The sequence below is a fragment of the Owariibacterium komagatae genome, from assembly GCF_045865535.1.
Classification (GTDB): Bacteria; Bacillota; Clostridia; order Oscillospirales; family Ruminococcaceae; genus Ruthenibacterium; species Ruthenibacterium komagatae.
In genome coordinates this window covers 914,272-939,313 of the sequence record NZ_AP031406.1, presented here as the reverse complement: position 1 = coordinate 939,313, position 25,042 = coordinate 914,272, and the positions used below count along the sequence as shown (strand labels likewise).

At 52.2% G+C, this 25,042-nt stretch carries 26 protein-coding genes and 2 pseudogenes; 16 read left to right on the top strand and 12 right to left on the bottom strand.

Going from position 1 to position 25,042, the window contains the following annotated elements:
- The first annotated feature begins 1 nt into the window (after position 1).
- From ACKTS9_RS04805 to ACKTS9_RS04790, 4 genes and pseudogenes are all read left to right on the top strand, one after another.
- Positions 2-808 carry a hypothetical protein gene (locus tag ACKTS9_RS04805; RefSeq protein WP_407879279.1) on the top strand — a complete coding sequence of 269 codons (807 nt, stop codon included), beginning with the start codon at positions 2-4 and terminating at the stop codon, positions 806-808.
- A gap of 243 nt (positions 809-1,051) precedes the next feature.
- A pseudogene (gene tnpA / locus ACKTS9_RS04800) lies at positions 1,052-1,512 on the top strand (IS200/IS605 family transposase).
- 307 nt (positions 1,513-1,819) lie between these two features.
- On the top strand, positions 1,820-3,148 hold the full coding sequence (locus tag ACKTS9_RS04795; RefSeq protein ID WP_407879277.1) for an aminopeptidase C: 1,329 nt from the start codon (positions 1,820-1,822) through the stop codon (positions 3,146-3,148).
- A 74-nt stretch (positions 3,149-3,222) separates the two neighbouring features.
- On the top strand, positions 3,223-3,918 hold the full coding sequence (locus ACKTS9_RS04790; RefSeq protein WP_407879275.1) for a hypothetical protein: 696 nt from the start codon (positions 3,223-3,225) through the stop codon (positions 3,916-3,918).
- A 101-nt stretch (positions 3,919-4,019) separates the two neighbouring features.
- Here ACKTS9_RS04790 and ACKTS9_RS04785 read toward each other — a convergent pair whose 3' ends face one another.
- On the bottom strand, positions 4,020-5,579 hold the full coding sequence (locus ACKTS9_RS04785; RefSeq protein ID WP_407879273.1) for a DUF4091 domain-containing protein: 1,560 nt from the start codon (positions 5,577-5,579) through the stop codon (positions 4,020-4,022).
- Between the two features lie 283 nt (positions 5,580-5,862).
- Between ACKTS9_RS04785 and ACKTS9_RS04780 the strand changes: the two genes are divergently transcribed.
- From ACKTS9_RS04780 to ACKTS9_RS04770, 3 genes are all read left to right on the top strand, one after another.
- Positions 5,863-6,537, top strand: coding sequence for an alpha/beta hydrolase (locus ACKTS9_RS04780; protein WP_407879271.1), 675 nt, complete (start codon positions 5,863-5,865; stop codon positions 6,535-6,537).
- A 24-nt stretch (positions 6,538-6,561) separates the two neighbouring features.
- Positions 6,562-7,026, top strand: coding sequence for a GNAT family N-acetyltransferase (locus tag ACKTS9_RS04775; RefSeq protein ID WP_407879269.1), 465 nt, complete (start codon positions 6,562-6,564; stop codon positions 7,024-7,026).
- 65 nt (positions 7,027-7,091) lie between these two features.
- On the top strand, positions 7,092-7,949 hold the full coding sequence (locus tag ACKTS9_RS04770) for an AraC family transcriptional regulator (RefSeq protein ID WP_407879266.1): 858 nt from the start codon (positions 7,092-7,094) through the stop codon (positions 7,947-7,949).
- A 29-nt stretch (positions 7,950-7,978) separates the two neighbouring features.
- On the opposite strand, the gene ACKTS9_RS04765 is transcribed toward ACKTS9_RS04770, so the two are convergent.
- From ACKTS9_RS04765 to ACKTS9_RS04755, 3 genes are read right to left on the bottom strand one after another with little or no spacing between them, the layout of a single operon-like run.
- On the bottom strand, positions 7,979-8,194 hold the full coding sequence (locus tag ACKTS9_RS04765) for a hypothetical protein (RefSeq protein WP_407879264.1): 216 nt from the start codon (positions 8,192-8,194) through the stop codon (positions 7,979-7,981).
- The gene (locus ACKTS9_RS04760; protein WP_407879262.1) at positions 8,169-8,768 is read right to left on the bottom strand and encodes an SGNH/GDSL hydrolase family protein; all 600 of its coding nucleotides are present in this window, start codon (positions 8,766-8,768) and stop codon (positions 8,169-8,171) included. Before ACKTS9_RS04760 ends, ACKTS9_RS04765 begins: the two co-directional genes overlap by 26 nt.
- 51 nt (positions 8,769-8,819) lie before the next feature.
- Entirely contained in the window at positions 8,820-9,260 is a 441-nt protein-coding gene (locus ACKTS9_RS04755) for a DUF188 domain-containing protein (protein WP_407879260.1), read from the bottom strand.
- A 124-nt stretch (positions 9,261-9,384) separates the two neighbouring features.
- Here ACKTS9_RS04755 and ACKTS9_RS04750 point away from each other — a divergent pair, with 124 nt between their 5' ends.
- The 4 genes and pseudogenes from ACKTS9_RS04750 to ACKTS9_RS04735 all read left to right on the top strand — a co-directional run bounded on the left by ACKTS9_RS04750 (position 9,385) and on the right by ACKTS9_RS04735 (position 14,311).
- Positions 9,385-10,131: a MerR family transcriptional regulator gene (locus tag ACKTS9_RS04750; protein ID WP_407882079.1), complete on the top strand. Its 747-nt coding sequence runs from the start codon at positions 9,385-9,387 to the stop codon at positions 10,129-10,131.
- Between the two features lie 179 nt (positions 10,132-10,310).
- Positions 10,311-10,771, top strand: a pseudogene (gene tnpA / locus ACKTS9_RS04745) (IS200/IS605 family transposase).
- 374 nt (positions 10,772-11,145) lie between these two features.
- The gene (locus tag ACKTS9_RS04740) at positions 11,146-13,002 is read left to right on the top strand and encodes a beta-N-acetylhexosaminidase (RefSeq protein ID WP_407879258.1); all 1,857 of its coding nucleotides are present in this window, start codon (positions 11,146-11,148) and stop codon (positions 13,000-13,002) included.
- Positions 13,003-13,441: 439 nt separating this feature from the next.
- Positions 13,442-14,311, top strand: a complete 870-nt coding sequence (locus ACKTS9_RS04735; protein WP_407879256.1) for a helix-turn-helix transcriptional regulator — start codon at positions 13,442-13,444, stop codon at positions 14,309-14,311.
- A gap of 722 nt (positions 14,312-15,033) precedes the next feature.
- Here the strand turns inward: ACKTS9_RS04735 and ACKTS9_RS04730 are convergent.
- Both ACKTS9_RS04730 and ACKTS9_RS04725 read right to left on the bottom strand, forming a co-directional pair.
- On the bottom strand, positions 15,034-15,744 hold the full coding sequence (locus tag ACKTS9_RS04730) for a hypothetical protein (protein ID WP_407879255.1): 711 nt from the start codon (positions 15,742-15,744) through the stop codon (positions 15,034-15,036).
- A 24-nt stretch (positions 15,745-15,768) separates the two neighbouring features.
- A complete protein-coding gene (locus tag ACKTS9_RS04725) occupies positions 15,769-15,942 on the bottom strand; it encodes a hypothetical protein (RefSeq protein WP_407879252.1) in 174 nt (57 codons plus the stop codon).
- A gap of 257 nt (positions 15,943-16,199) precedes the next feature.
- Here ACKTS9_RS04725 and ACKTS9_RS04720 point away from each other — a divergent pair, with 257 nt between their 5' ends.
- The 4 genes from ACKTS9_RS04720 to ACKTS9_RS04705 all read left to right on the top strand — a co-directional run bounded on the left by ACKTS9_RS04720 (position 16,200) and on the right by ACKTS9_RS04705 (position 18,595).
- On the top strand, positions 16,200-17,375 hold the full coding sequence (locus ACKTS9_RS04720) for an IS110 family transposase (RefSeq protein ID WP_407882077.1): 1,176 nt from the start codon (positions 16,200-16,202) through the stop codon (positions 17,373-17,375).
- 271 nt (positions 17,376-17,646) lie between these two features.
- The gene (locus tag ACKTS9_RS04715) at positions 17,647-17,889 is read left to right on the top strand and encodes a DUF3791 domain-containing protein (protein ID WP_407879249.1); all 243 of its coding nucleotides are present in this window, start codon (positions 17,647-17,649) and stop codon (positions 17,887-17,889) included.
- Complete coding sequence (locus ACKTS9_RS04710; protein ID WP_407879247.1) at positions 17,886-18,359, top strand: DUF3990 domain-containing protein; 474 nt, start codon at positions 17,886-17,888, stop codon at positions 18,357-18,359. Before ACKTS9_RS04715 ends, ACKTS9_RS04710 begins: the two co-directional genes overlap by 4 nt.
- Complete coding sequence (locus ACKTS9_RS04705) at positions 18,356-18,595, top strand: DUF3791 domain-containing protein (protein ID WP_407879245.1); 240 nt, start codon at positions 18,356-18,358, stop codon at positions 18,593-18,595. The genes ACKTS9_RS04710 and ACKTS9_RS04705 overlap by 4 nt, the downstream gene beginning before the upstream one ends.
- A gap of 314 nt (positions 18,596-18,909) precedes the next feature.
- On the opposite strand, the gene ACKTS9_RS04700 is transcribed toward ACKTS9_RS04705, so the two are convergent.
- The 6 genes from ACKTS9_RS04700 to ACKTS9_RS04675 all read right to left on the bottom strand — a co-directional run bounded on the left by ACKTS9_RS04700 (position 18,910) and on the right by ACKTS9_RS04675 (position 24,336).
- Positions 18,910-20,616, bottom strand: a complete 1,707-nt coding sequence (locus tag ACKTS9_RS04700; RefSeq protein WP_407879243.1) for a recombinase family protein — start codon at positions 20,614-20,616, stop codon at positions 18,910-18,912.
- Between the two features lie 92 nt (positions 20,617-20,708).
- On the bottom strand, positions 20,709-20,855 hold the full coding sequence (locus ACKTS9_RS04695; RefSeq protein ID WP_006573143.1) for a hypothetical protein: 147 nt from the start codon (positions 20,853-20,855) through the stop codon (positions 20,709-20,711).
- A 135-nt stretch (positions 20,856-20,990) separates the two neighbouring features.
- The gene (locus tag ACKTS9_RS04690; RefSeq protein WP_407879240.1) at positions 20,991-21,191 is read right to left on the bottom strand and encodes a hypothetical protein; all 201 of its coding nucleotides are present in this window, start codon (positions 21,189-21,191) and stop codon (positions 20,991-20,993) included.
- Positions 21,192-21,521: 330 nt separating this feature from the next.
- Entirely contained in the window at positions 21,522-21,944 is a 423-nt protein-coding gene (locus ACKTS9_RS04685) for an RNA polymerase sigma factor (RefSeq protein ID WP_407879238.1), read from the bottom strand.
- Between the two features lie 488 nt (positions 21,945-22,432).
- Positions 22,433-23,278 (bottom strand): M23 family metallopeptidase, encoded by an 846-nt coding sequence (locus ACKTS9_RS04680; RefSeq protein ID WP_407879236.1) that lies wholly within the window; start codon positions 23,276-23,278, stop codon positions 22,433-22,435.
- Positions 23,279-23,280: 2 nt separating this feature from the next.
- Positions 23,281-24,336 (bottom strand): helix-turn-helix domain-containing protein, encoded by a 1,056-nt coding sequence (locus ACKTS9_RS04675; RefSeq protein ID WP_407879233.1) that lies wholly within the window; start codon positions 24,334-24,336, stop codon positions 23,281-23,283.
- A 186-nt stretch (positions 24,337-24,522) separates the two neighbouring features.
- Between ACKTS9_RS04675 and ACKTS9_RS04670 the strand changes: the two genes are divergently transcribed.
- Positions 24,523-24,879: a helix-turn-helix domain-containing protein gene (locus ACKTS9_RS04670; RefSeq protein ID WP_407879231.1), complete on the top strand. Its 357-nt coding sequence runs from the start codon at positions 24,523-24,525 to the stop codon at positions 24,877-24,879.
- Positions 24,880-25,042 lie beyond the last annotated feature (163 nt).

Genomic DNA, 25,042 nt, shown 5'->3' with positions numbered 1-25,042 from the left:
TATGCCAGTCAGATTGACAACCGGAAACCGAATCGCAGAAACTTCCTCCAAAGGAAATCAGGAAAAGTGGTTGGAGAATGGCCGCTGGTACAAATTAGATTTGTTTGGATACGAAGGACTGGCGGAAACAGTGACATCTCGTCTGCTCCGCCAGACCAATGTGGAACAATTGGGGTTCCGTTATGTGACATATCGCATGGAGCGCTTGGAAGCGCATCGGCGTGTCCGAAACGGGTGCTCCAGCTCCAATTTTTTGATGCCGGGAGAAAGTCTCCTAACACTAGCCGATTTATTTCGCAAAGGTGTCGGCCCTCGCTGGCAAGAGGTCGCGGCTTCTCAACCCAATCTGCCCAGTAAAGTTCGCTGGATTGTGGAGCAAACAGTACGGCTCACCGGATTACAGCGGTTTGGAATTTATCTCACGTTGCTGTTTGAAATGGATATGCTGTTTGGTAATGAGGATCGCCATTTAAACAATATTGCGGTTTTGCGCAGGGGCGAGGAGTTTGACTATTGCCCTATCTTCGATTTTGGGGCGGGGCTGCTTTCAAATATCCGCGATTATCCTATCGATATTACTCCCAATGCTCATATGAAACAACTTCGTGCGCAGCCGTTAAACACAACCTTTGCACGGCAGGTGCATGCTGCGCAATCCATTTATCGTCCCCGGTTACAATGGGATTTTTCGGCTGCTGATATAACAGCCGCCTTGGCGGAGCCATTGCACTTCTACGCAGAGCGAGATCAATCATACATTGCAGACCGTGTGAGAACTTGTATTCAGAAGCAGATGACAAAACTTTAGATTTTTCAAAAGAAAAGCTTTTAATGGTTTGATTGAAGACAAAACAGTCAATGCACTTTCATTTAAAATACCAAAACGCTCCACTGAAAAGTGGAGCGTTTTGATTGTATAACGAAAACCACTCGCTAGGCGAGTGGTTCAAAAGAAGACTATAGTCGATGCTGCAGAAAGAAAAACTCCCTTTGCTATAATGGGAATGCGGTCTGCCAACTGCACAAGCCAAGCAAAGGGAGGTCATTCGGAGTGAACGACGTAAATAGTTTATCGCACACAAGCTGGAATTGCAAATATCATATAGTATTTGCGCCGAAATATCGGCGCAAAGTATTCTATGGACAGAAGCGTAGAGAGGTAGGAGAAATCCTGCGAACACTGTGTAATTGGAAGAAAGTGAAAATCATAGAGGCAGAAGTATGTCCGGACCACATACATATGCTCGTAGAGATACCTCCCAAGTACTCGGTGTCCAGTTTTATGGGATACCTGAAAGGGAAAAGCAGCCTGATGATATACGAGAAGTACCCGGAATTGAAGTATAAATACCGCAACAGGGAGTTCTGGTGCAGAGGGTACTACGTAGACACAGCGGGCAAAAATGCAAAGAAAATAGAGGAATACATACGGCGCCAGCTGGAAGAAGACAAAGCCGGTGAACAGTTAACGATGGGAAACATCTAAAAAGCCCGTTTACGGGCAGCAAGTAACAGTCCTTCGCGGCTGGCAGACCGTACCAACGCGACGTGACGCGTGCGCTAGTATTCCAGGGTTTTACCCGTCTATGAAAAACCCCCGGCTTTGCCGGGGGATATTTATTTCGGTCAGCGGAAACACGGCTCCGGTTCCGGATTCGGTGCTGTCAGAAATCGCGTTTTTTCGGCAAAAAATTGACAATCCGGCGTGCGGAGTGTACAACTAAAATGATAGGATTGCTTTATTCTATTACTTCGGTAAAATGCCGGAACAGCTTTGTGTGAAGCAAAAATAATTCAGGATACAAAGAGGAAATGGAATATGAAACACGCAAGACCGATCACAAATGAAATGATTGCCGGATTCAAGGCGGACTACGACGCAGACAAAGCGGCCCGCGCGCTGACGGCAGCCGTCACACACACGCCGCTGGACAAGGCTTCCATCGACCCGATGCAGGCTGCGAAGCTGGAAAACAGCTTTTCCGTCGAACTGAAGACGCGCGGTGTCACGATGCAGAAGAAGAGCGGCCGCTGCTGGCTGTTTGCGTCGATGAACGTGATGCGTGAAATCGTGGCGGAGAAATGCAATCTCGAGAAATTTGAGCTCTCGGGCAACTGGCTTGCCTTCTGGGACAAGCTCGAGAAAATCAACTTCTTCCTTGAGAGCGTGCTCGACTGTGCAGAACTGCCGGTGGCGGACCGCACGCTCGACTGGGTGCTGGGCGGAATCAACGACGGCGGACAGTGGGATATGATGGTAAGCATCGTCAAAAAATACGGCATCGTTCCCGCGACCGTGATGCCGGAGACGGAACAGTCCTGCAACACAAGAGACGTGATGCGCCTCATCAACACCAAACTGCGCAAGGACGCCGCGGAACTGCGCGGACTGGTTGCCGCCGGAAAAGATGCCGCGGCGCGCAAGGAGGAGATGCTGGCGGAACTGTTCAAGGCGCTGTGCATCTGTTTCGGCCGCCCGGTGGACTGCTTCGACTTCGAGTACACCGACAAGGACGGCGTGTATCATGCCGACCGCGGCCTGACGCCGGTGTCGTTCTATGAAAAGTACATCGGAATGGAGCTGGAGAACTACGTCAGCGTCATCAATGCACCCACGCAGGACAAGCCCTACGGGAAATTGTATACGGTCAAGTATCTCGGTAATGTGGTCGAGGGCAGCGTGCGCTATCTCAATCTGACGATGGAAGAGATGAAGGCGCTCGTCGTAAAGCAGCTCAAAGCAGGAGAGCCCGTGTGGTTCGGCAGTGACTGCGGCAAATTCGGCAGCCGAGACGACGGTATCTGGGATCAGAACAGTTTCGTCTACGGCGAGATTCTCGGCGGACTTGATCTGACTATGACGAAGGAAGAGCGTCTGGACTACCGCGACAGCGCGATGAACCACGCCATGGTTCTGTGCGGCGTCAATCTGGACGAAAACGGAAAACCGAACCGCTGGAAGATCGAGAACAGCTGGGGCGAAGATGCCGGAAAGAAAGGATATTACATCGCCAGTGACGCGTGGTTCGATGAATTTGTCTATCAGGCGGTTGTGAACAAGCGTTTCCTGAGTGAAGCGCAGCGCGAGGCGCTGTCCGGCGAACCCGTTGAACTGGCTCCCTGGGACCCGATGGGCTCGCTTGCATAACAAACCGGAGATGCGGGAAATCTGCGGCAAAGCGTTACGCGCCCGGCAGACAAGATGAAAGAAAGTTGCGTTCAATGGGAGAGACAGCTTCCGTCGGAGTTCTGTGCTGGAATACGGCGCTCTATCAGCAGGGGAATAACCGAAAGCCGATCAACTGGGAACAGGTGGAGCAAATCCTCTATTTTGTGGAAGAGAAAATCGGTCATGGCGATGCGGTGGCCCTGCTTCAGGAGATCCCTTACATTTCAAACGATACGTGGAAACGCCATGCAGTTTTCGGGGCATTCTGCCGCAGATTTGACCCCGGGCACTATGACCTGATCTATCATTTGAGCAGCCGGAGTCAGCTTCTTATGACGGTCGCGCTGGCTCCGAAAGGGCTGCTCTGCCGGAAACGGACGCAGTTCGACGGCAACCGCAAGGTCACTGTCACACTGGCGGGTGTCGGCCTGACGGTCATGGCCGTCCACGCAGCAAACGGACAGTACAACCGCCCGGATCTTCTGTCGCTTTGCAGTGCGGAAGGTCCGATGATTGCAGGCGATTTCAACGCGGGAGACTACGCAGGGTGCGGAAACCGGGACGCATTTCAGTCTCTGCTTGCGGCGGGGTATTGCGATGCGTGCGGAGGAGCTGTCACCACGGTATACGGAACCGCCATCGACCACGTCCTTGTGCGGGATCTGAGCCGGGTAAAAGACCTCCGCATTCATTCGGATGTCGGTCTTTCCGATCATTTTCCCATAACGTTCCGGATTGTTTCAGAATGACAAAAAGGCATCCGTTCTCGGCCTTTTGGCTGAGAACGGATGCCTTTTTACATTCGTCGGGTATACCGGTCTTCTTTTCGACTCCAAGCAGAAGAGGAGGATTATCCGAGCCGCTGCAGAAGACGGCGGCGTGCTGAGAGCAGCACGGTGCCGTCGGCGGTCCAATGCGTCGATGAGACGCAGACTTCCTTCGTCAGGGCGCCTACGGCATCCGGGTCGGATTTCATAAGCTGATACAGCAGTTCACAGTCCTCCGCGCCGCCGCGCTGTGCTTCGAAGCGTACGCTGCGCAGTGGTCCGCCGGAGCCTGGGTAGACGATGTGAGCGTCTCCGGCAGGCAGAAGCGCACCCTTGTGGGGACAGCAGGCGCTGTGCCAGATATCCTCCCCGATGTAATAATTGAACCCCCAGTGCAGATATCCTGTCAGGCGGCATCGTGCCGCCATCCAGAGGAGGGCACGGCTCACAGTGAGCGGAAGATCCATGCTGCGGTTCATCGCGTTTCCGGCGGGAAAAGCACAGGTGTAGAACCACATTTTTTCACCGGCGTTTTTCAGACGGTCAAATACCTGCCGATTCTTTTCATAAGTGTCGAGTTTCGGAATCCATACGTCGATCCCTCCGCCCAGATCGGTGGCTTCTACCGCATCAAGGATGGGGATGCCCGGCAAAAATTTACGGCAGATTGCCGCGAGAATGCGGTATGTGGAAGCGTTGTGCACCTGGGGTTCGTCTGCAAGCGCCTGTGCCATGCAGTTTTGCCAGTTGTTTTTCCGAATGATGCGTGCCCATGCGGAGAAGTACATCCGGAGTTGGAAATACCCTTCCTGCGATGTGACGGATGTTGTCTCGTCCCAGAACGGGTAATACTCCGCACCGGTCCATTCGCTCCAGTGGGCGATGTGTGCACCGCACAAACAGGGTGCGCCTTCTTCCCGCGCAATCTGTACGACGCGTTCCGCAGCGGAAAAATCAAAATCTACAAGCCGTCCGTCACAAAAGACCGGCCGTCCCGCAGGGAGAAGAATATGTGTGCAGCGCATCTCCAGCTGGGCGCGGATGTAAAGGCGCATCAGGCGGTACCATTCCGCAGAACCTTCGGCTGCATGATGCTGGGCATTGATGTTATCATAGCAGAAAAAATTCAACATGCTCAGGGCGCCTTTGCCGGCAGCGGGCACACAGGCGGCATATACCTGACAGCAAACGGGGCACTCCGCCGCAGTGTCGCCCCACACGGCCCGAAATACGCCGCGGTATGTTCCGGGAACGGTATCGGGCGGGATCTCTATGCTGATATAAAAGGCATCGCCCTCTGCGGTTCCGTCGGAGGAGCACGGAATAAGTGCGTCGTACACGTCAAAAGGCGCCTGCCGTGTGACATAGGAGCGGCAGGAGTCATAGTTGAGCGTAGTCATCAGTGAGGGCGACGTGTTTTCGTTGACTGTGACGGGCGTAAGACAGAATATTTTCACGTCCAGTGTACATGGCGTTTCCCAGCGAAAAGAGAGGCGGCAGCGTCCCGCCCCGGCAGGCGGGGCGGCGAGCAGCTGAAATGCAGCATGCCCGCCGCGCGGGGCGTCCAGCTGCACGGTTTGAGCACCGATGCGGGGACTGTCGGGAAACGTCCAAGTGCAGTCGTCGTATACACACCAGTTCATTCAGCATTACCTCCCGGTTTTACAGATGGTTCGATAAAAGCAAGCCCCCGGAATGCTCAATTGCGCTGCGTTCCGTGGTTCTATTTACCAATATAGACGGAACTTCTTTGCGATTCAATGAATTTCGGTCCAATGAGGCAAAATACCATAATGTTTCCCTCGAATCATAATTTTCTCCCGTCGCTTTCCCCAGAGGACCTGAACAAAGCACTTCGCGCGTACTTGAGAACTCCTGTGCGATGCAGTACAATAGGCACGATCCCGACAGAGAGGTGACGCAGAGATGGATACCTTTGCAGCAGGCGGCAAAACCGTAACCGTTTTTCAAGGCGATGAGCCCGGAGCGCCGATCATCTACCTGAACACCTTTGCCGAGGGAGGGCAGAAGGTGTTTGAAGCGCTGCAGACGCTCGGTGCCCCACCGGTGACGCTGGCGGCGATCAGCGGCCTCGACTGGAACCGTGACATGGCGCCGTGGGACAGTCCGCCCGCCTTCAAAAATGCCGAACCCTGCACCGGAGGAGCGGATGACTATCTGCGCGTTCTGACGCAGGAGATTGTTCCCGCGGCGGAAAAGAAAATCCCTGTGCATCCGCACTGGCGCGGAATCGCAGGGTATTCGCTGGCGGGGCTGTTCGCGCTCTATTCCGTGTATCAAACGGACATGTTCTCCCGCGTGGGGAGCATATCCGGTTCTCTGTGGTATCCCGGAATCAGGGAATATGCCGTTTCCCGTGAACCGAAGCGCCGGCCGGACTGCATGTATTTCTCACTTGGCGACAAGGAGAGCAAAACCCGGAACGCGCTGTTAAAACATGTTCGAAAAAACACGGAGGAGCTCTGCGCCTTTTATCGAGCCGAGAAAATCGACGCCGTGTTCCGTCTGAATGCAGGCAATCACTATGACTGCGCCGCCGAGCGCACTGCGGCGGGAATTTTCTGGCTTCTGAGCAGATGAAAGAAAAAACAAAGGAGTTTGATGATGGAGATCAGACTTGCAAACGCGCGCGACATTGACGCCTGGATGGCGCTGGTGGAACAGGTCCGAGACGTTTTTCCCGGCCTTGAGACCGCCGGAGCGATGGCGGAGCACAGAGCTGCCGTCCTGCGCTTTATCCGGGCTTCTTGCGCCGTCTGCGCGTCGGAAGAGGGGCGCATTCTGGGCGCGCTGCTCTTCTCAAAAGAAACCGGTATGCTCTGTTTTCTGGCAGTAGACCCCGCCTGCCGCAGACAACGCATTGCGCAGAAACTGGTCGCTTTTATGCTGACACAGATGGAGAAGGGCACAGACATTCGTGTGACGACCTACCGGGAGGGCAATCCCGACGGAATCGCCGCCCGGGCTTTTTACGAAAGCCTTGGTTTTTCGGCGGGCAGGCTGACCGAAGAATTCGGCTGCCCGGTGCAGGAGTTTGTTCTGAAGCGCCCGGCCGCCGGACAAATATGAGCACAGAAAATCGGGCGGGAGTTTTTATGTTCCGGTATGCTGAATCCGGAAGGACGGTGTGACCAATGGATTGGGTAACAAGTATTCATCGGGCAATCCAGTATATCGAGCAGCATCTCCGGGAGGAGCTGCCCATCCGGGACATTGCACAGCAAGCGGCACTGTCGCCCTTTTATTTTCAGAAAGGCTTTGCCATGCTGTGCGGTATGACGGTGGGCGACTACATCCGACAGCGCCGGCTTTCCGCCGCCGGGCTGGAGGTCCTCACGACGGACCGGAAAATCATCGACATCGCACTGGATTACGGCTATGACTCGCCGGACAGCTTCACCAAAGCGTTTGCCCGTTTCCATGGCCTCACACCTGCCGCACTGCGAAAAAGCGGAGGCGCGGTCCGTTCCTTTGCTCCGCTCCGAATCAAAGTGACATTGGAAGGTGGTCAGAACATGGATTGCAAGATTATGAAAAAAGAAGAGTTTACCGTTTTATGCCGGGCAAAGACGTTCAAGTACGAGGACGGTGCGACAGCAGTGCCGAGCTTCTGGGCCGAGCATTTTGCTGCCGGCGGCGGCGAGGTGGTCTGCGGCATGTGTGGTATCAATTTGGATGAGAGCATGGGCGGTAACGAGTTTGAATACCTTATTGCCGATAACTATGACCCGCTCCGAGAAGTCCCCGACGGCTTTACCACCCGCACCATTCCGGCCCATACTTGGGCGGTGTTTCCCTGCACCGGCCGCATGCCTCAGGCGCTGCAGGGGATGAATCAGCAGATCTTCTCCCAGTGGCTGCCCACGAATCCCGATTACCAAATTGCTGCCGGCATCAACGTCGAGATGTACAGCGACGCCAGCAAATTTGAACACGGTACGCAGAATCAGGATTACTACTGCGAAATCTGGATTCCTGTGGAGAGAAAATAATTTCCGCACTGCGAGTGAAACAACGGGAATCACCGGCTCAGAAGCACGGCGGCAGCCGCGAGGATGCACGTGCCGGCGGCTATGACGCCCCATGCAGCGGGGTTGGCGAGATTGAACGTCCAGTTGATCCGCCAGCCCCGTTTTCGGACGAAAAGATTAGCGTCTTGCGGATTCGCGTAAAACCGGCGATGGTTTTCGTCCATCCACGTTTCAACTTCCTCACGGGTCCATTTTCGTTTCGGCATTGGGATGTCCCTCCGTTTCTCCCGACTGAATGGCAGATGCGATGCACTGCGCCGCGATTCGGGAACCGAGTTCGCTCGGATGAATACCGTCGTCGGCATAGAGATTGTGCGCACCGGAGAGTTCGCGGAACTTCCGGCCTGCGTCGGCGAGCAGCGCATGGTTGTTCTGCGCTGCCTGACGGTACGCGCCGGACAGTGCGTCGGCCATTCCGTCGTGCGTCCAGCCTTTTTCCGCAAGTTTGGGACAGCCTTCGCGGTACGCCCATGTGGCGTAGAGAACCGGCACGGCCCCGTTCCGGCGGATCTGAACACAGAGCCGTTCGACACTGGAAAAGAAACTTTTCGGGGATGTGACGGGGCCGTGGCTCATCTCCTGAAGCACGACGTAGTCCCACGTTTCGTCCGCCAGAGCGGCTTCGGTGCGTGCGCCGAGACGGGTCGCAGGGTTCAGATGTTCGGAGAGCCGTGCGCCGCCGCGGGTGTGATGGACGACTTCCACTCCGGTCAGTTCGGCCAGCATGCGGGGCATGTCGTTGGCAAAGGTCAGGCTGTTACCCAGCATCAGGATTCGCATAAAAACACCTTTCTCATCGTTTTTGACAGAATTCTGTTCGTAAGGATGATTTCACAGGCTCTCTGTCAGAATTCTTTCAAGTGCGCGGACAAATGAATCGTCCTGTTCCAAAGTGCGCTTCGAAGGCCCTTTCGGGTGTTTGCCGGCGCGGAGCAGTTTTTGGTTCCGCCAGCGGCGGTCCAGCAGTGTGTCGATGTTACCGGCGGTGTATTCAAGCCCGTTCTGATCGAGTGCGCGGGCGAGACGGGCAAGACACATTCCGGCCAGCCCGTAGTCCTGTGTTACGACGATATCTCCGGGCCGGACACGGTTGACAAGCGCAAAATCGACGCTGTCGGCGCCTTTGTCGAATACCAGCGTCTGGGCGCCGTCGCGCTCGATCCGGTGGGCGGTGTCGCACAGAATCAGCACGGGTACACCGCGGCGTTGGCAGGTGCGGATGGTAAGATCCACCACAGGGCATCCGTCTGCATCAATCAAAACAGTAGGCATGCAGTTCTCCTTGTCAGTCAGCATGAAAAATATTTTTCTGTAATTTTCATCATACTCTTGACTCTGCCGCAGCGTCAACTGGTACACTGGAAACAGAAAGGGGGAAAGACGTACGGAATATTCTATTCGGGAACTGTCGCGCCTGTCCGGAGTGTCCACCCGCACTCTGCGCTGGTACGACGAGATCGGCCTGCTGAAACCGGGGCGCGTCGCCGAAAGCGGCTACCGTTATTACGGCCCGGCGGAGGTGGACCGTCTGCAGCATATCCTGTTTTACCGGGCACTCGGGGTGGAGCTTGCCCGCATCCGGGAATGTCTCGACGCTCCCTCCTTCGACCGTCTGGCCGCACTGCGGGAACATCTTGCCGCCCTGCGGGACCGGAAGGAAAAACTGGAAGGCTTGATCCGGTCGGTGGAGGAGACCATCGGCTGCGAGGAAAGGAAGGAAATCATGCAGGACGAACGCAAATTTGCCGCATTCAAGGAAAAACTTGTTTCGGACAATGAGGCAGCATACGGGAAAGAAGCCCGGGGAAAATACGGCGAAAAGGCAGTGGATGCAGCGAATGCCAATCTGATGGGCCTGACTCGGGAGCAGTATGATCATTGGGCGGGGCTCGACGCCGAACTGCGCGCACGGCTCGAAGAGGCTGTTGCGAACGGGCTCGCACCGGACAGTGAAGAGGGCAGGGCAATCTGTGACCTGCACCGGCGCTGGCTGAGGGTGACGGACAGAAATCTCACCCCGGCCAAGCACAAAGGAATTGCCCGGCTGTATGTGCTGGACGAGCGTTTCACGGCTCATTACGACAGAGCGGTTTCCGGCTGTGCGCGTTTTTTGTGCGACGCCGTGGACCGCTGGGCGGAGTAAAGAGCACATGGCGGCCTGCTGAGGGCCGCCGTTTGTTTTATTGTATAACGAAAACCACTCGCTAGGCGAGTGGTTCAAAAGAAGACTATAGTCGATGCTGCAGGAAGAAAAACTCCCTTTGCTATAATGGAAATGCGGTCTGCCAACTGCACAAGCCAAGCAAAGGGAGGTCATTCGGAGTGAACGACGTAAATAGTTTATCGCACACAAGCTGGAATTGCAAATATCATATAGTATTTGCGCCGAAATATCGGCGCAAAGTATTCTATGGACAGAAGCGTAGAGAGGTAGGAGAAATCCTGCGAACACTGTGTAATTGGAAGAAAGTGAAAATCATAGAGGCAGAAGTATGTCCGGACCACATACATATGCTCGTAGAGATACCACCCAAGTACTCGGTGTCCAGTTTTATGGGATACCTGAAAGGGAAAAGCAGCCTGATGATATACGAGAAGTACCCGGAATTGAAGTATAAATACCGCAACAGGGAGTTCTGGTGCAGAGGGTACTACGTAGACACAGCGGGCAAAAATGCAAAGAAAATAGAGGAATACATACGGCGCCAGCTGGAAGAAGACAAAGCCGGTGAACAGTTAACGATGGGAAACATCTAAAAAGCCCGTTTACGGGCAGCAAGTAACAGTCCTTCGCGGCTGGCAGACCGTACCAACGCGACGTGACGCGTGCGCTAGTATTCCAGGGTTTTACCCGTCTATGAAAACCCCCCCGGCTTTGCCGGGGGATATTTATTTCGGCTCCGATCCGCCTGCCCGCCGTGCAAAGCCCGGGACTGTAAATGCTGTATAAAGAGGAAAGACAAATTCGGTTGAAAGTGATGAATTTCGCATGGGTACGCAGATTTATCCAAATTGCTATTTACGAACAGCAGCTGAAACTCTAAAATAGAGGCAGAACGGCGGGATGCGCTGCCGACGGGCCGAAGAAAAACGGCCTGCCGGTTTCGAAACGGAACAGAGCGCAATCGTATTTCCGCAAGGGGGAATCACTGTGTGGATGAATCTGACTGAATTCCAGAAGACGCTGCTCAGGCTGTTGGAGGCGCCGGAACCCGGCTGTCCGGTGTTTGCGGAAGCGGGAGGTCCCGGAATACAGCTCGAGCGGACCGGAGAAGAATGGCATGTCCGCTTGAAAGAACCCGCGATGATCGGAAGAGCCGCGATGCTTCTCGAGCAGAACAGAGACCGGCCGGATGGATGGAGCTGCCGGGAAACTCCGGCGTACGGCAGGTTCGGCGTAATGCTCGATTGCTCCCGGAATGCGGTGCCGAAGACAGAGAACATCCGACGTCTGCTTCGCATTTTGTGCCGCATGGGGTACAATATGGTTCAGCTGTATCTGGAGGACGTGTACGAAGCGGACGGATATCCGTATTTCGGGCACGGCCGCGGACGCTATACAAAGCAGGAACTGAAAGAACTGGATTCCTTCGCCGCCGCACTCGGAATCGAACTGGTTCCTGCGATCCAGACACTGGCGCATCTGGGACAGAGTCTGAAATGGAAGGCCATGGCGTCTCTCGTGGACACGGGCGATATCCTTCTGGCGGATTCCTCCGAGGTGCAGGCGTTTCTCGGCGCCATGTTCGATACGATGCGGGAGTGCTTTTCCACGAACCGGATCAACATCGGGATGGATGAAGCGCATATGCTCGGGCTCGGCCGGCATTTGGATCTGCACGGATACGAAAACCGGACGGAACTGATGCTCCGGCATTTCCGGATGGTGCATGATCTGGCCAATGCCCACGGGTTCCGCCCCATGATGTGGAGCGATATGTTTTTCCGCCTTGCGTCGGGGGGAGAATACTATGCGCCGGAGTGTGCACTGGACGAATCCATCGCAAAGACGATTCCGGCTGATACATCGCTGATTTACTGGGATTATTATTCTCTCGACGAGCAGATCTACGACAGGATGCTCGCACGCCACAAGTGCCTCAGCGAAAATGTGGTGTTCGCGGGCGGCGCGTGGAAATGGTCCGGATTTGCGCCAAGCAATTATTTCAGCATGCAGCTTGCGGACAGGGCGCATCACGCCTGTGTCCGGCAAGGGATCGGTGAGGTCCTCATCACAATGTGGGGCGACAACGGAGCGGAGTGCCCGACGGAAGCCGTGCTGCCCGCGCTGTATCATTGGGCACAGCTGTGCTGGCAGGAAGACGAAACCGGCGAGGAGCGGGCGCGTGGCTTCCGGGCTGCATGCGGCGGCGTGTGGGAGGATTTCCTTCTGCCGGACGAACTGGCATTTACGCCGGACAATCCCGCACCGGGGCGCATGGCGGTAAACGCTACAAAGACGCTCCTTTACGAAGATATTCTGACGCCGCTTTTCAGCCCGGCACTTGATCTCGTGGCGTATGAATCACATTTGCGCGAAGTCTCCGCAAAGCTGGCCGGGGCGGCAGAGCGAAACGAAGCGTGGAAAGGGCTCTTCCTGCTTTACGGAGCGCTGGCGGATGCGCTGGCGCGGAAAGCGTCCGTCCAGCGAGCGCTGCATCCGGCATGGAAAAAACGGGATCGCGAAACGCTGGCAGCGCTCTGCGCCGCGGAACTGCCTGCCCTCGCCGAAGATGTGAGACGTTTTGCCGACGCATTCAGAGCGTATTGGCTCTCCAATAACAAAGCGCCGGGACTGGATATTTTTGATCTTCGCATCGGAGGTCAGCTTGAGCGCATCGCATCCGCGCGCAGAAGGCTCGAGAGCTGGCTGAACGGAGAGTTTGATACGATCGAGGAACTGGACATTCCCTGGCTGCCGTTCGATCCGTCGCAGACGAAGGAAGGTCACGCGGATATTCCGGCTCCGTTCTGGCACAGAATTGTGTCCGCGGCGGATATCTCTTTGATCTGACGCATTTCAATCCCGCTTTCCGACAGAAAAACGCCTTTCCCGAGGAGGATTTCCTCCGGGGAAAGGCGTTTTGTTGCTCTGTCGGAATCTGTTATGTCCGCAGGCGGAATGTGCGCGGCGCAAAGCGATAGACGAGGATTGACGCGACGATGGTGTACAGGATGCAGAATGCGATGCAGGCAGCACCGAAGACGAGGATGGGGAGGCGGAGATCCATCATGGCGTAGCACGCCACATTTGTCTCCATTTCTGTGAAGTATGAAGAAGGGCTCGAAGAAACGTATTATCTGCCATGGACATCGCTTGATTTCACAGAAACCAGCAATGCGCTCCAAAAGGCGTTTTATACCCGGAACGGAAATCTTCGGATACGCATTAAAAAGAGATCCGAAGTATGATATGATAAAGATGAAAAACGATTGCAGCGGAGGTGAGAAGCATGCACGCACCACAGCCCAAAAAGCTGTTGATCGTCAATATTCTGGACATTCTGAAACGATATACCGATGAAGAACACCGCCTCAGCCAGAAGGAGATCGAAACGCTTCTCAAAACAGAATACGGTATGAAAGCGGGCCGCAAAGCGGTGAAGCGGAACCTGATGGATCTGGTGGAATTCGGCTGCGAGATCGAGTACACCGAAACGACCCGCCGGGTGAAGAATGCGAAGAACGGCGAGTGGGAAGAGAGTACGATTCTGACCGATTTTTACCTGGTGCACGATTTCACCGACGGAGAGCTGCGGCTGCTGATCGACGGACTGCTGTTTTCCAAACACATTCCGTACAGTCAGTGCAGGCAGCTTGTGGAAAAGCTGGAAGGGCTTTCGAACCGCTATTTTCGGGCAAAGGTGGGGCACATTCGGACGCTCCCGGACACGGCGCCGGAAAATAAGCAGTTGTTCCTCACCATTGAAACGCTGGATGAAGCAATCTCTCGCGGCCGGCAGGTGGCGTTTCATTATCTCGCCTACGGCACAGATAAAAAGGCGCATCCGCGCAAAAACAGCGCGGGCGAAGCGCGGGAATACATCGTCAATCCCTATCAGATGGCGGCGGTGAACGGCCGGTATTACCTCATCGGAAATTACGACAAATACGAGGATGTGGCCCACTACCGCCTAGACCGCATTGCGGACATCCGGGTGTTGGATACGCCGGCAAAGCCCGCCCGCAAGGTCAGGGGGCTGGAAAACGGATTTCATCTGCCGCAGCACATGGCAGAGCATGGATTTTTTAATCGCACTGTGCGAAACCCGGAACGTAAATCTTCGAATCCTGTGCGCGCCTGCATTTTACGAAAAGCGTAAACAAGAACCGCAACGGATGTTGCGTAACCACCTGAAAGAACGGGGGGTGGAGGTTGTATGGCTTGAAGAGCCGCAGAAAAGGACCCTTGAAGCACTTTTGGGAGGGGAAACATCCGAAAAAGCAGCCCGACAGCTGGGACAATGGCGTCTTTGAAAGAGCGGCAAAATGGCGGCAAAGGAAACGGTGATTTCAGTGCCAGACGGATACACAGTAAAGGAAGATTGCTGTGAAATGCCGATGAATCAGGCTGTTGCCCTGTTGTGCAGCGAACAGCAGAAAAAATACACCTGTGCCGTGCGAAAAGAAAGCGGGACTGTGGCCCGACTGATACACTTCCGGCATGTGTGCCCCTATTGCGGAGAGGTCTTTTCGGATCTTTCATCTTTTCAGTCAAAGAACAGAGAACAAAAGCGAACTGCACCCTAATTGTTATCCAGTATATCATACTGTCTAACAAATGGGGTGCAGTTCGTGACGGATGCTCATCGGTTTTTTGTCCAAGTTTGATCCAAGGAACCTTTCTTCAGGGCGGATGTACGGATTCGTTGTTTAAAAGCCACGGAATCGTGACGCTGATGGGAGGTTTCTGAGACATGTGGTGAAAATATTGATTTTTGATCCCCACTTCGTAAACAGTATGACGAAAGAGGGTGGACAGAAATGTTCTCTGTGCAAAAACACTCCCCCTGCATTTTTGCCGAGGGAGTGTCTGCAATACAAGTTAGGCCCAAAGATCCCCGATTCGCACCAGGTCCGACGTGCAGAGAAGACCTTGACATGTAGCGTCAAACAGCTGTTCCGGAAGCGGCTTGCCGGAACGAATCCATTCCGACAGGAGCAAAAGATCCGGCGGCGGAACGGCTGTTTTGGGGGGCAGGCCTGTTTGACAAGGGTCGATTTCATCCAAAGAGAAAAATTCTTCCTTCAGCGTGAGGCCGGAAAGCCAAAACGAACTGTCCGCTTCGGGAAAGGTTCGGGATGCGTTGCGGCAAGGGACAATTTCCACCACAACGCTCCATAAAGGATCTCCGTATTTCTGCCGAAGAAGGATAAGATCTCCGGGATGGTAATCCTGTGCACGGCATAGAAGTATCCCGGGCACCTGCGCACAAGGTGCTTCTACGCCGATTCCGTTTTGATACAGTACCCACCGTGAATGAAGCGGCTGCCCGTCAAAACGAAACATCCATTCCCGCTTCCATTCGCAGTCCGGGCTGTATTCCCGAATGTCAAAAAAATAGGACCAGCCGGATGTCATCCATTCCTCCTGCGAGAGATCGTCCTCTTTCAGGAGATCTATTTGTCGATGGAAAAATTGTTTTCCGGCGGCATATGCATCGCCAAAAGAAGGAAACAAATCGACCACGGACGGATCGCGGAAGACCGGGGCACCGGATTCCGACTGCAGAAAGCAGTTCAAAAAATAGATCATGGGACTGGCATCCTGTCCTTTCGTTTATTTTGAAATTTCGCGTTTCATGCCGCCGCAACGCACGCAGCGGTAGTTGACCCAGTTCTGGTTGCGGCAGCCTTCGCGGGCGCAGCCGATGGCACCGCATTTCGGGCAGCGATACATGATCGAACCGCAGCTCTGTCCATTCGGCTTTTTCATAAAACAAACAGCACTCATTGAGGTTCATCTCCTTGTATTATAGAGTAGTAGTTATTAGAGCCCCTCTCCAAGGGCTGTGCTACACTGTAAGGGATGCTGTGGATTGGTTGCAACCTCCTACCACGAGATGGTTCCAGAAAGGTTCCAACCACAGCCCCTTACAATTTTGTTGATCAGTTAAATACCGCCAGACGGTTTATGTGGAACAAGGCTACAAAAGTAAGGTGCACTGTGGATGCAGCATCATATATTTATCGTTGGAGGTATTTGTTATGGTGGTTTCTGTTGGCGTCGATGTCTCAAAAGATAAGCACGATTGCTTTATCGTCAGTTCCGAGGGCGAAGTCCTGGCGGATGTATTCACGATCCCCAACACCATGGACGGGTTCCACTACCTTTTACAGCGAATCCGGCATTGTACCGCACCGCAGGATAAAATAAAAGTAGGGCTTGAGGCTACCGGACATTACAGCTACAATCTGCTCGGGTTTCTTCTTGACAACGGTCTGACCACCTATGTCCTGAATCCCTTGCGCACAAACCTTTACCGAAAGAGCCTTAGCCTGAGAAAGACCAAGACTGACCGGGTGGATGCACGAACGATTGCTTCTATGCTGTTATCCGATGCGGGCCTCAAACCCTACACAGATACAGCATACCACAACGAGGAGCTAAAGTCACTGACCAGATACCGTTTTGACAAGGTAAAAGAGCGTGCCAAGCTGAAAAGTTCTATCGCCCGGCTGGTCTGCATTCTGTTTCCGGAATTGGAAAAACTCGTCCCTTCTCTGCATATTGCTTCTGTCTACGCCCTGCTGGAAGAGTTCCCTGGGGCCAAACCGGTTGCCGCAGCCCATTTAACGAGGCTGAAAGCATTGCTCGAAACCGCCTCCAATGGCCACTACAAACGGGATATGGCTCTTGAAATACGAAATGCTGCCAAAAACTCTATTGGCTCTCAGATGCCTGCCAAGTCCCTTGAATTGCAGCACACCATCCGGCTCATCCGTGAACTGAATCGTGAAATTGATGAAATCGAAGAGCAAATCCAATCCATTATGGATGAACTGCATTCTCCTATTACCTCTATCCCCGGTATGGGATTCCGCATGGCTGCCATAATCCTAGCTGAAGTCGGCGACTTCACCCGGTTTGACTCCCCGGACAAGCTGTTGGCTTATGCAGGGATGTCCCCCTCCACTTACCAGTCAGGACAGCTCAAAAATTGCTACCCGCACATGGAAAAGCGTGGCTCCCGATACTTACGCTACGCACTTTACAACGCAACCAAGTATGTTTGTCATTGGGACCCAGCTTTTGCTGATTATCTCGCCAAGAAGCGGGCGGAGGGAAAACACCACAATATTGCCATCTCTCACGCTGCCAAGAAATTGGTACGTTTAATTTTTGCCTTGGAAAAATCCAGACAGCCATATTGCTCAGCAGCTTAAGTGCAGCTACTTGAATAGCCAGCAGGGGTCTGACAAGACCTCAGCTTTGCTATACCTTTTTTGAGCCATCTCTTTTTCACCACCACCATTCATTTTGGGGGTTGCCTTTTAATAGTTAATCTTTCTGTCTTAAAGAGATCTTGCAAGACTGGCTTAAATATGTTGACGGCACAAATGAAGGGGAGAGACTAGTGTTGTATCACGGCGCTTTGTGAAGTATAATGTTTTTAAGGCATTACAGCGCAAGATGTTTGCTGAGGGAGGTTTTCATTTGGACACAGAGAGAAAAAAAATCAGCGACTCCCGGGAATTAGAATTTGCTGTTTTCTGTATTGAAAATATTGCTGCACACCTCGGCGTTGATGCGCAGCGGGTCTATTCTGCGTTGACGGAAAAAAGCGATATCCTAAACAGTTATATTGTGCCGGAATATGAGATTTTGCACACGCAAAGTAAAGAATATATTGTGCGTGATATTCTGGATGTTATGAAAGAACGGGGTGTGGAAATATGATCCTTTATCACGGCTCTTTTCTGGAGGTTGCAAAACCGGATTTACTGCACTCACGCCCTAATGTGGATTTTGGCCTTGGCTTTTATACGACGCCGCTTTATGAGCAGGCTGAGAAATGGTGCGGGAAATTCAAGCGGAGGGGAAAGGCGGGAATCGTTTCTCGTTACATCTTGGACGAGGAAGCATTTCATCAATTGAAAGTGCTGAACTTTGATTCATACAGCGAGGCATGGCTGGATTTTATCTTGGTCTGCCGAAGCGGAAAGGATAAATCGGACTATGATATTGTCATGGGCGGTGTGGCAAATGACAGGGTGTTCAATACGGTAGAACTGTATTTTGACGGTTTGATCGATAAGGCAGAAGCTATTGAGCGGCTGCGTTATGAAAAGCCGAACATGCAAGTGTGTTTGCGAACCGAACGTGCACTGAACAGTTATTTGCATTTCGAGGGGAGCGAGTCGGTATGAATGCAAATCCTATTTTGCTGCAGAAAAAATATGCGCGCGTAGTCGAGCGCTTTGCCGGAGAACAGAACCTATCTTTGGATGCGGCGCTTCAATTCTTTTATCGTTCGGAGGTTTATCATCTGATGCGGCAAGGGGTGTCCGATATGCATTGTATGAGTGATGCGTATCTAGCGGAGGAATTATGCCTGGAACTGGCTGAAAAAGAAAGACCGTCTGAACAACAGAACACCATATGACTTAATCGGATTTGAAGCAGAATAGCGACATATTTAAGGCGAAAAAAGGACTCTATTGGGAAAAAGTTTGACCACGATTTTGACCATTTTCAGAGCAAAATGAGCAATGCTCTGCTGTCCCAAAAGTGCCGATTGGGACGTTCCAAAATAGGAAATGGACTCTATTGGAACACAAAATTCTCTGTAAACGCATTGCCCGAATCATGGGGTTCAAGAGGCCGTGAGTTCGACTCTCGCCACTCGGACCATGCGGAGTATCATTAAAGGATCTGAAAAGGTCTGCTGATGATACTCCGCATTTTTTATTTCCAAATCTATATAGCGATCTGTGTGGGGGCGTAGCTTAATGCTACGCCTTTTCTCGTTTCCAAAAGAATGTCCCTCTCGGGGATCTTCCGGCGATCCGGCACCTCAAAGGCCCCGATGCAGTTATAGTGAATCGTCACCCGCTGATTGGTAACACCGTCCTCCTTGACCGCAGGATAGACCTCGATGTACTCAATGAGTTCGGCAACCATGCGCTTGGTGATGGTGGTGGCGTCGGTGTAGCGGCGCACGGTTTCCAGAAAGGTGTCCACATCCATCCGCTTATCTTCCAGCTTCTTCAGCTCCAACCGCAGCGCCTTGATCCGTCCGGCGTTCTCGCCCTGCTCCTGCTCATACCGCTTAGACATTTTGGCGAACCGGGCATCGTCGATCTTGCCAGACACATTGTCCTCATAGAGCCGTTCAAAGAGCATATCCAGCTCCCCGTCCCGGGCCAGCAGCCCGTCCAGCTCCCGCTTCTTGCGTGCCCGGTCATTTTCCGCTACCTTGGCGGAGCGGCCCACCATCGCCTTGATGAAGTCATTTTCGTATTCGTTAGCGAAGCAGGCAAGCCGGTGTATCTCGTAGAGCACCACCTGCTCCAAAAAGTCCAGCCGGATATAGTGGGTAGACGAGCATTTGCGGAGGCCGGAATTGTGGTTGTTGCAGCTAAAGAACTTGATGTCGTGGTTATTCTGGTTAAAGTGGAAAGTCAGGTTGCCGCCGCACTCCGGGCATTTCAGATAGCCGCAAAAGGCGCTGGACTCCTTCGTTACGGTAGGCCGCCTGCGCCGGGTGGTTTGCAGGCTTTGCACCTTTTCCCAAGTCACACGGTCAATGATGGGCTCATGGACATTGAGGAAGATGGCCCGGTTTTCCTCCGGGTTTTCAATCCGACGCTTCATCTTATAGGACTTGGAGTAGGTTTTGAAGTTAATCACATCGCCGCAGTATTCCTGCAAAGTGAGGATTTTCTTGACGGTGGTATGGTTCCACTTGGTAGGCTCCAGCGTGCTTTTGGAGCCGCCCTTGCTGATCCCCTTGCTGGTTCGATAGGCCGAGGGGTTTAGAGCCCCCATCGTCCCCAGTGCCGTGGCAATCTGCAAGGGGCCGTTGCCCTCCAAGGCCAGACGGTAGATGCAGCGCACCACCTCGGCAGCCTCCGGGTCAATGACCCAAAAACGGGGATCGTCCGGTTTTTTCATGTAGCCATAGGGCGGCGGTGAAAGCGGAATCCCGGCGTTGCCTTTCATCTTGTTGACGATACGGCGCTTCTTGGAGATGTCCTTGGCGTAGTACTCATTCATAATGTTCTTAAACGGGGTGAAATCGTCCTCGCCCTCGTCGCTGTCCACGCCATCGGAAACAGCCACAAGACGCACATCATGGAGCGGGAAAAACTCTTCGGTGAGCTTGCCCACCTCAATGTAGTTTCGGCCCAGTCGGGAGAGGTCTTTCACGAACACCGCCGAGATGTACCCGGCCTCGATTGCGGCGATCATTTTCTGAAAACCCGGGCGCTTCATGGTGGTTCCGGTGATGCCGTCATCCACGAAAAAGATGGTGTCAGTATAGCCTTTTTCCTTGGAAGCCTTTTGGAGAATTTTCTTTTGGTTCTGAATGCTGTTGGACTCGCTGTCCATGTTATCGTCACGGCTCAGGCGGCAGTAGAGGGCGGCTGTGCCGGTAGAGATTTTGTTGCTTGACTGCTTCATAATGTCCTCCTTTCCAAGCAGCCGAGCAAGGCTTCATCCTATGTATATTATACCTCTGCCGACCGCCCGAGTTAAGGATGTCGATGGAACAGTTAGGCTGGCTCCAAATCGGCCAGCATCAGCTTCAACAGGATGTCACGCATGGACTCGCCTTTGTCCTTGTAGACGGGCGTAACGATGAATTGGATTTTGCCGACTTGATAGGTGTATTCCTCCTTGACGGGTACGGGATCTTCCATGTGGGCCTCCTTCCAGAGTGATACAAAACAATGACCGACAGTCCCCCTTGTCCCGTGGGGAAACGCAAGAGAGCGGCACCTTCGGTGGTGCCGCTCTCTTGCCTTGCTCCAACTTTGGGACAACTTGTCCCAAGGTCAGTAAATGCTGTTCTCAAAGTGCTGCTGGGCCTCCTCCAACCCGCAGAGATCAAAGACCTCATGGAGCTCTGCCACCACACGCCGGATGTCTGCGGGAGAAAACCCGCAATTTTCCATAGCGTAGATGACATAGCCCCGGCAGGCGTTGTTGCTCCACGGCTGGGCAAGCAGGGCCGCCAGTTCGGGGTCATACTTCATATTGGTTTCCTCCTTGATAAAAGTTTCGGGAGCGCCACGCTCATTTCCTTGGCCCGTCATAAGACAGCAATACTCAGCATGACGCTCCCGAGGGGGCGGCAGCCCGGAGGGGCAAGCGGCCAGCTTGTCCGACTGCGGATCGTGGCCGTGGGGTGGCTTGTCCCACTTGCGGCGCTGGTGTTGTTCGCTCGTTCTCCTGCCGGAGAAGTCACAGCGCACCCGCCGCACGGCTCCCCGCTCTATGCCTCGGGGCCGCCGCTATTCAGTTGTTGATCGGATGTAACTCCTCTCATATACCAAGGACAAAAAACGGCTCTGTGGCAGGGTCAATCAAAGAACTTTTTTCAAATATTTTCTCATAGTAGCCAACCCGCTTTGAACCGACTCCTGCACAGAAGTTTTGCTCACGCCTTCGGCCATAGCCACCTCCCGATAGCTCTTACCGAGGATCACACAGGCGTCCACGCGGCGCCCCTGCGTTTCGGGCAAAGAATTGAGCGCAACGCACAGATGGCAGAACAGCTCCATGCGCTCCAGCAGCTCCTGCGGGGTGGGTTCGGAGACGCAGGCGGAGTATTCGATCCCGTCCTCACAATCGAGAGAGTACTGTGCTTTGTTGCGGACGATCCGCCGCTGATAGGCGGCCTCGTACAGCCTACTTGCCCGGAGTTCGTTAGCCACTTCCTCAGAAACCTCTATGTATTCGTCGTTGGTGTACCACGGATAAAAGTCTTTCAGATTGATGGTCGTCATTTGTAACTCCTCCGTTCAGATGGTTAGGGGGTGAATGGCGATCTGAACGGAGGGCGGCGGAGATCGGCAGCCGGGTCCACCTTTGTCTACTTCGGGACAAGTTGTCCCAAAGTGGATAAAACAAAATACGCCTGTATGCCGCAACGACACACAAGCGCATAAAACTACATTTTCACTTATGTACTGCCATATTTCGCATCCGCCACCAGACTGCTCCCATTGGGCGGGCGAGCTTTTTTTGACAGATTAGGGAGATGGAAAAAGAAAAAGGACACAGCAATACCTCCCGGACACCGCCGTATCCTTAAAAAAGGGCGACTTTAACACACCCCCCATATTCTCATTTTTCAAAAAGAAAATGGCGGCTTGAAATTGCTATTTCAAAACCGCCGTATGGCTACTGTATTTTGTTTTGGCACATGGATATTCAGCCGCCAAAACAACGGTTTTTTTATTATCCCGTTGGGCGGTCAATCTTGAACAAAAAATCAGATTAGAGAATCATTTTCAACATAATGCCCTTTCGTAATAAAGCCTTCCGGCATCTTCGCTCCATCGACAACAATGCGAGTAAATAATATCGGCAGTCCTGCCGATATTTCAAAGCTCTTTCCGTATTGAATCTGGAAGTGGATGTGTGGCTCACTCGTATTGCCGCTGTTCCCGCACTTGGCAATTACCTGGCCTCTGCTAACTCGATCTCCTTTTTGTACGCATAGGCTGTTCGGAAGGAGATGCGCTATCACGCTGCACTCATGTTTGCTGTGACGAATAACGATATGGTTCCCTCTCACATCCGAAGCGGCGCAATCAACCTCTCCTTCTGCAACGATTGGCGTATTTGGAAAGTGACTTACCGCAGAAATGACAACACCATCTGCCGGAGCCAAAACATCTTTTGCATAACAGAAGTAGTTCTCTAATTGCTTGCGTTCACCCGCAAAAGTAGCATCTTCGCTGTTCTTTATAAAAAAGTCGTAAGCATATCGCTGGGATGGAAGAAACCAAGAATGGGAACTTTCTCTGTCAATTCCGCCATTTACCACAAACCACTTTCCGTTAAACGGGAGCGAGTAATGTACTTGTGGCTTGTATGAATTTTTATCTGGGAGATGGAAGCCATGTCTTATATGTGCAATAAGTATCCCAGCGAGCATCCATAAATTTTGACCGAGAAATATTAAATTTGATATGTCGCTGCGTGCGGGCGAAAATACACTTGCAAATCCACACAATCCGAACAAGAAGAATAGAGTTAAGTACGGGTTATCCAGAAAAACGCCTATAAAACCAATCCAAAACAACCATTGTAATTTTGAAATAACTTTAAGCATAGTTACCTCCCCAAATACTCGCCGTAACGCTGTAAGAGCGAGTGAAATTCGGGGCTTTCCTTTAAGAAAGATGTTTCATCGTCCAATTCCAATTTCAACTGCTCAATCATTGATGATAAAAGCTGCCGAGGCAGATTCTGCGTATTGCTGTCGGATAAATTCAAATGCTTATATAATGGATTTGATGAAATATCTGAACTGTTTTCCATAGAAGCAAGGAGCAAAGACAGTATTTTTGTGCAGCTCTCAGCATCCTTTTTATTTATCGCACATTCGAGTTTAGCTGTATATGCGGTACATTCTAAAATGCCAAATTGTTTCGCTACCTGCTCTTGAATACAAGCCAATTTCTCGGCATCCTCCCATCGGTTTTCAGATAAAGCAACCTGAGTTAAAGATATTAGTATGGATTCTAATTCAACTCCAATTTCCAACATTCGATGCTCTAATAAAACACACGCTGGTTCGTATTCCTTTTTATGCTGGTGCAGGTGAGCCATCATTAACTTTGTATCAGCAGGATAATCCCTTAACAATGCGGCAGCTTTGTCATATTCCTCTTTTTCGCAGTGCAGATAGAACAGAAAAGAATTTGCTTCTTTTTTTATTTCAATGTTTTCGCTATTTCGCACCCTGAAATACAGTTTAGCAAGTTCTTCACGATACTTGTTTTGGTTCTCCTCTGACTGTAATCCTAAAGAGGGTTGTAAAAAAACGCCCAGAGAATAAATCAAATTTTCACATGTCGGAAATGCTCTGACCTGATCCAAAGCAAATTGAAAACCTTTTTCAAACCCATCTTCTTGGATTAGGGATTGGACTTTCAGAACAACATTGTTAATCTCGATCTCCGACATTTCTTCGTTGAAGGACATAAGAGTGTTCAAATCTGTTTTCAATAATCTTGCTAATGCTGGGAGGAGCATAATATCTGGATAGGTTGTTCCATTCTCCCATTTACTGACCGCAGGTGTCGAAACCCCTAAATACTCTGCAACATTTTCTTGTGTTAATCCTAATTGTTTTCGCTTTTCTCTAATGATTTGACTAATTACCATGTTGCCCTCCGTCTATAGTAGAAGATTATCATAACTGCGTGGCTACCGACAATCGAGTTATTGTTTAATTATAACGCAGAAAACTTAACTTACAAGCAACACGAAATAAAATTGTCCTATATATAAAATTTAGTTTCGTTCTCATGTTCAAACCCGAAATGTAGAATAATATAGGGTGATATGAGAATGTACCAATACGACAAACACCTTGATTTTCACGCCTTGGGCCGTGAGATCAAGCGCAAGCGGGAGGAAAAAGGCTGGACACAGGAATACTTGGCCCAGCTTGTGAACCGCACCCCTCGCTCCATCATGTATATCGAGAATCGGGGCCAATACCCCAGCTTTGATACTTTCTATCAGCTCGTCACCCTGCTGGAGATTTCCGTGGATCAATTCTTTTTCCCGGACAAACTTAACGGAGAAAGTACCTGCCGGAAGCAGATTGATGTCATGCTCAATTCTATGGACGAAAAAGAGCTGACCGTTATGAAACATACCGCAGAGGGGCTGCAAAGAGCCCGGGAAACGGAGGATGCGTAAGAAAAACACGCACCTCCGTTTTTTGCGCTCTATTGGAGGTAACGCACTAACGGCAAGCAGGGCAAGTGTGGCCACACTTGCTATTTTTGCAGCCCGAGAGGGCCGCAAAAACGCTTGTTGGGGAGCCTCCCCAACCCCGGCACTTCGGGACATTTTGTCCCAA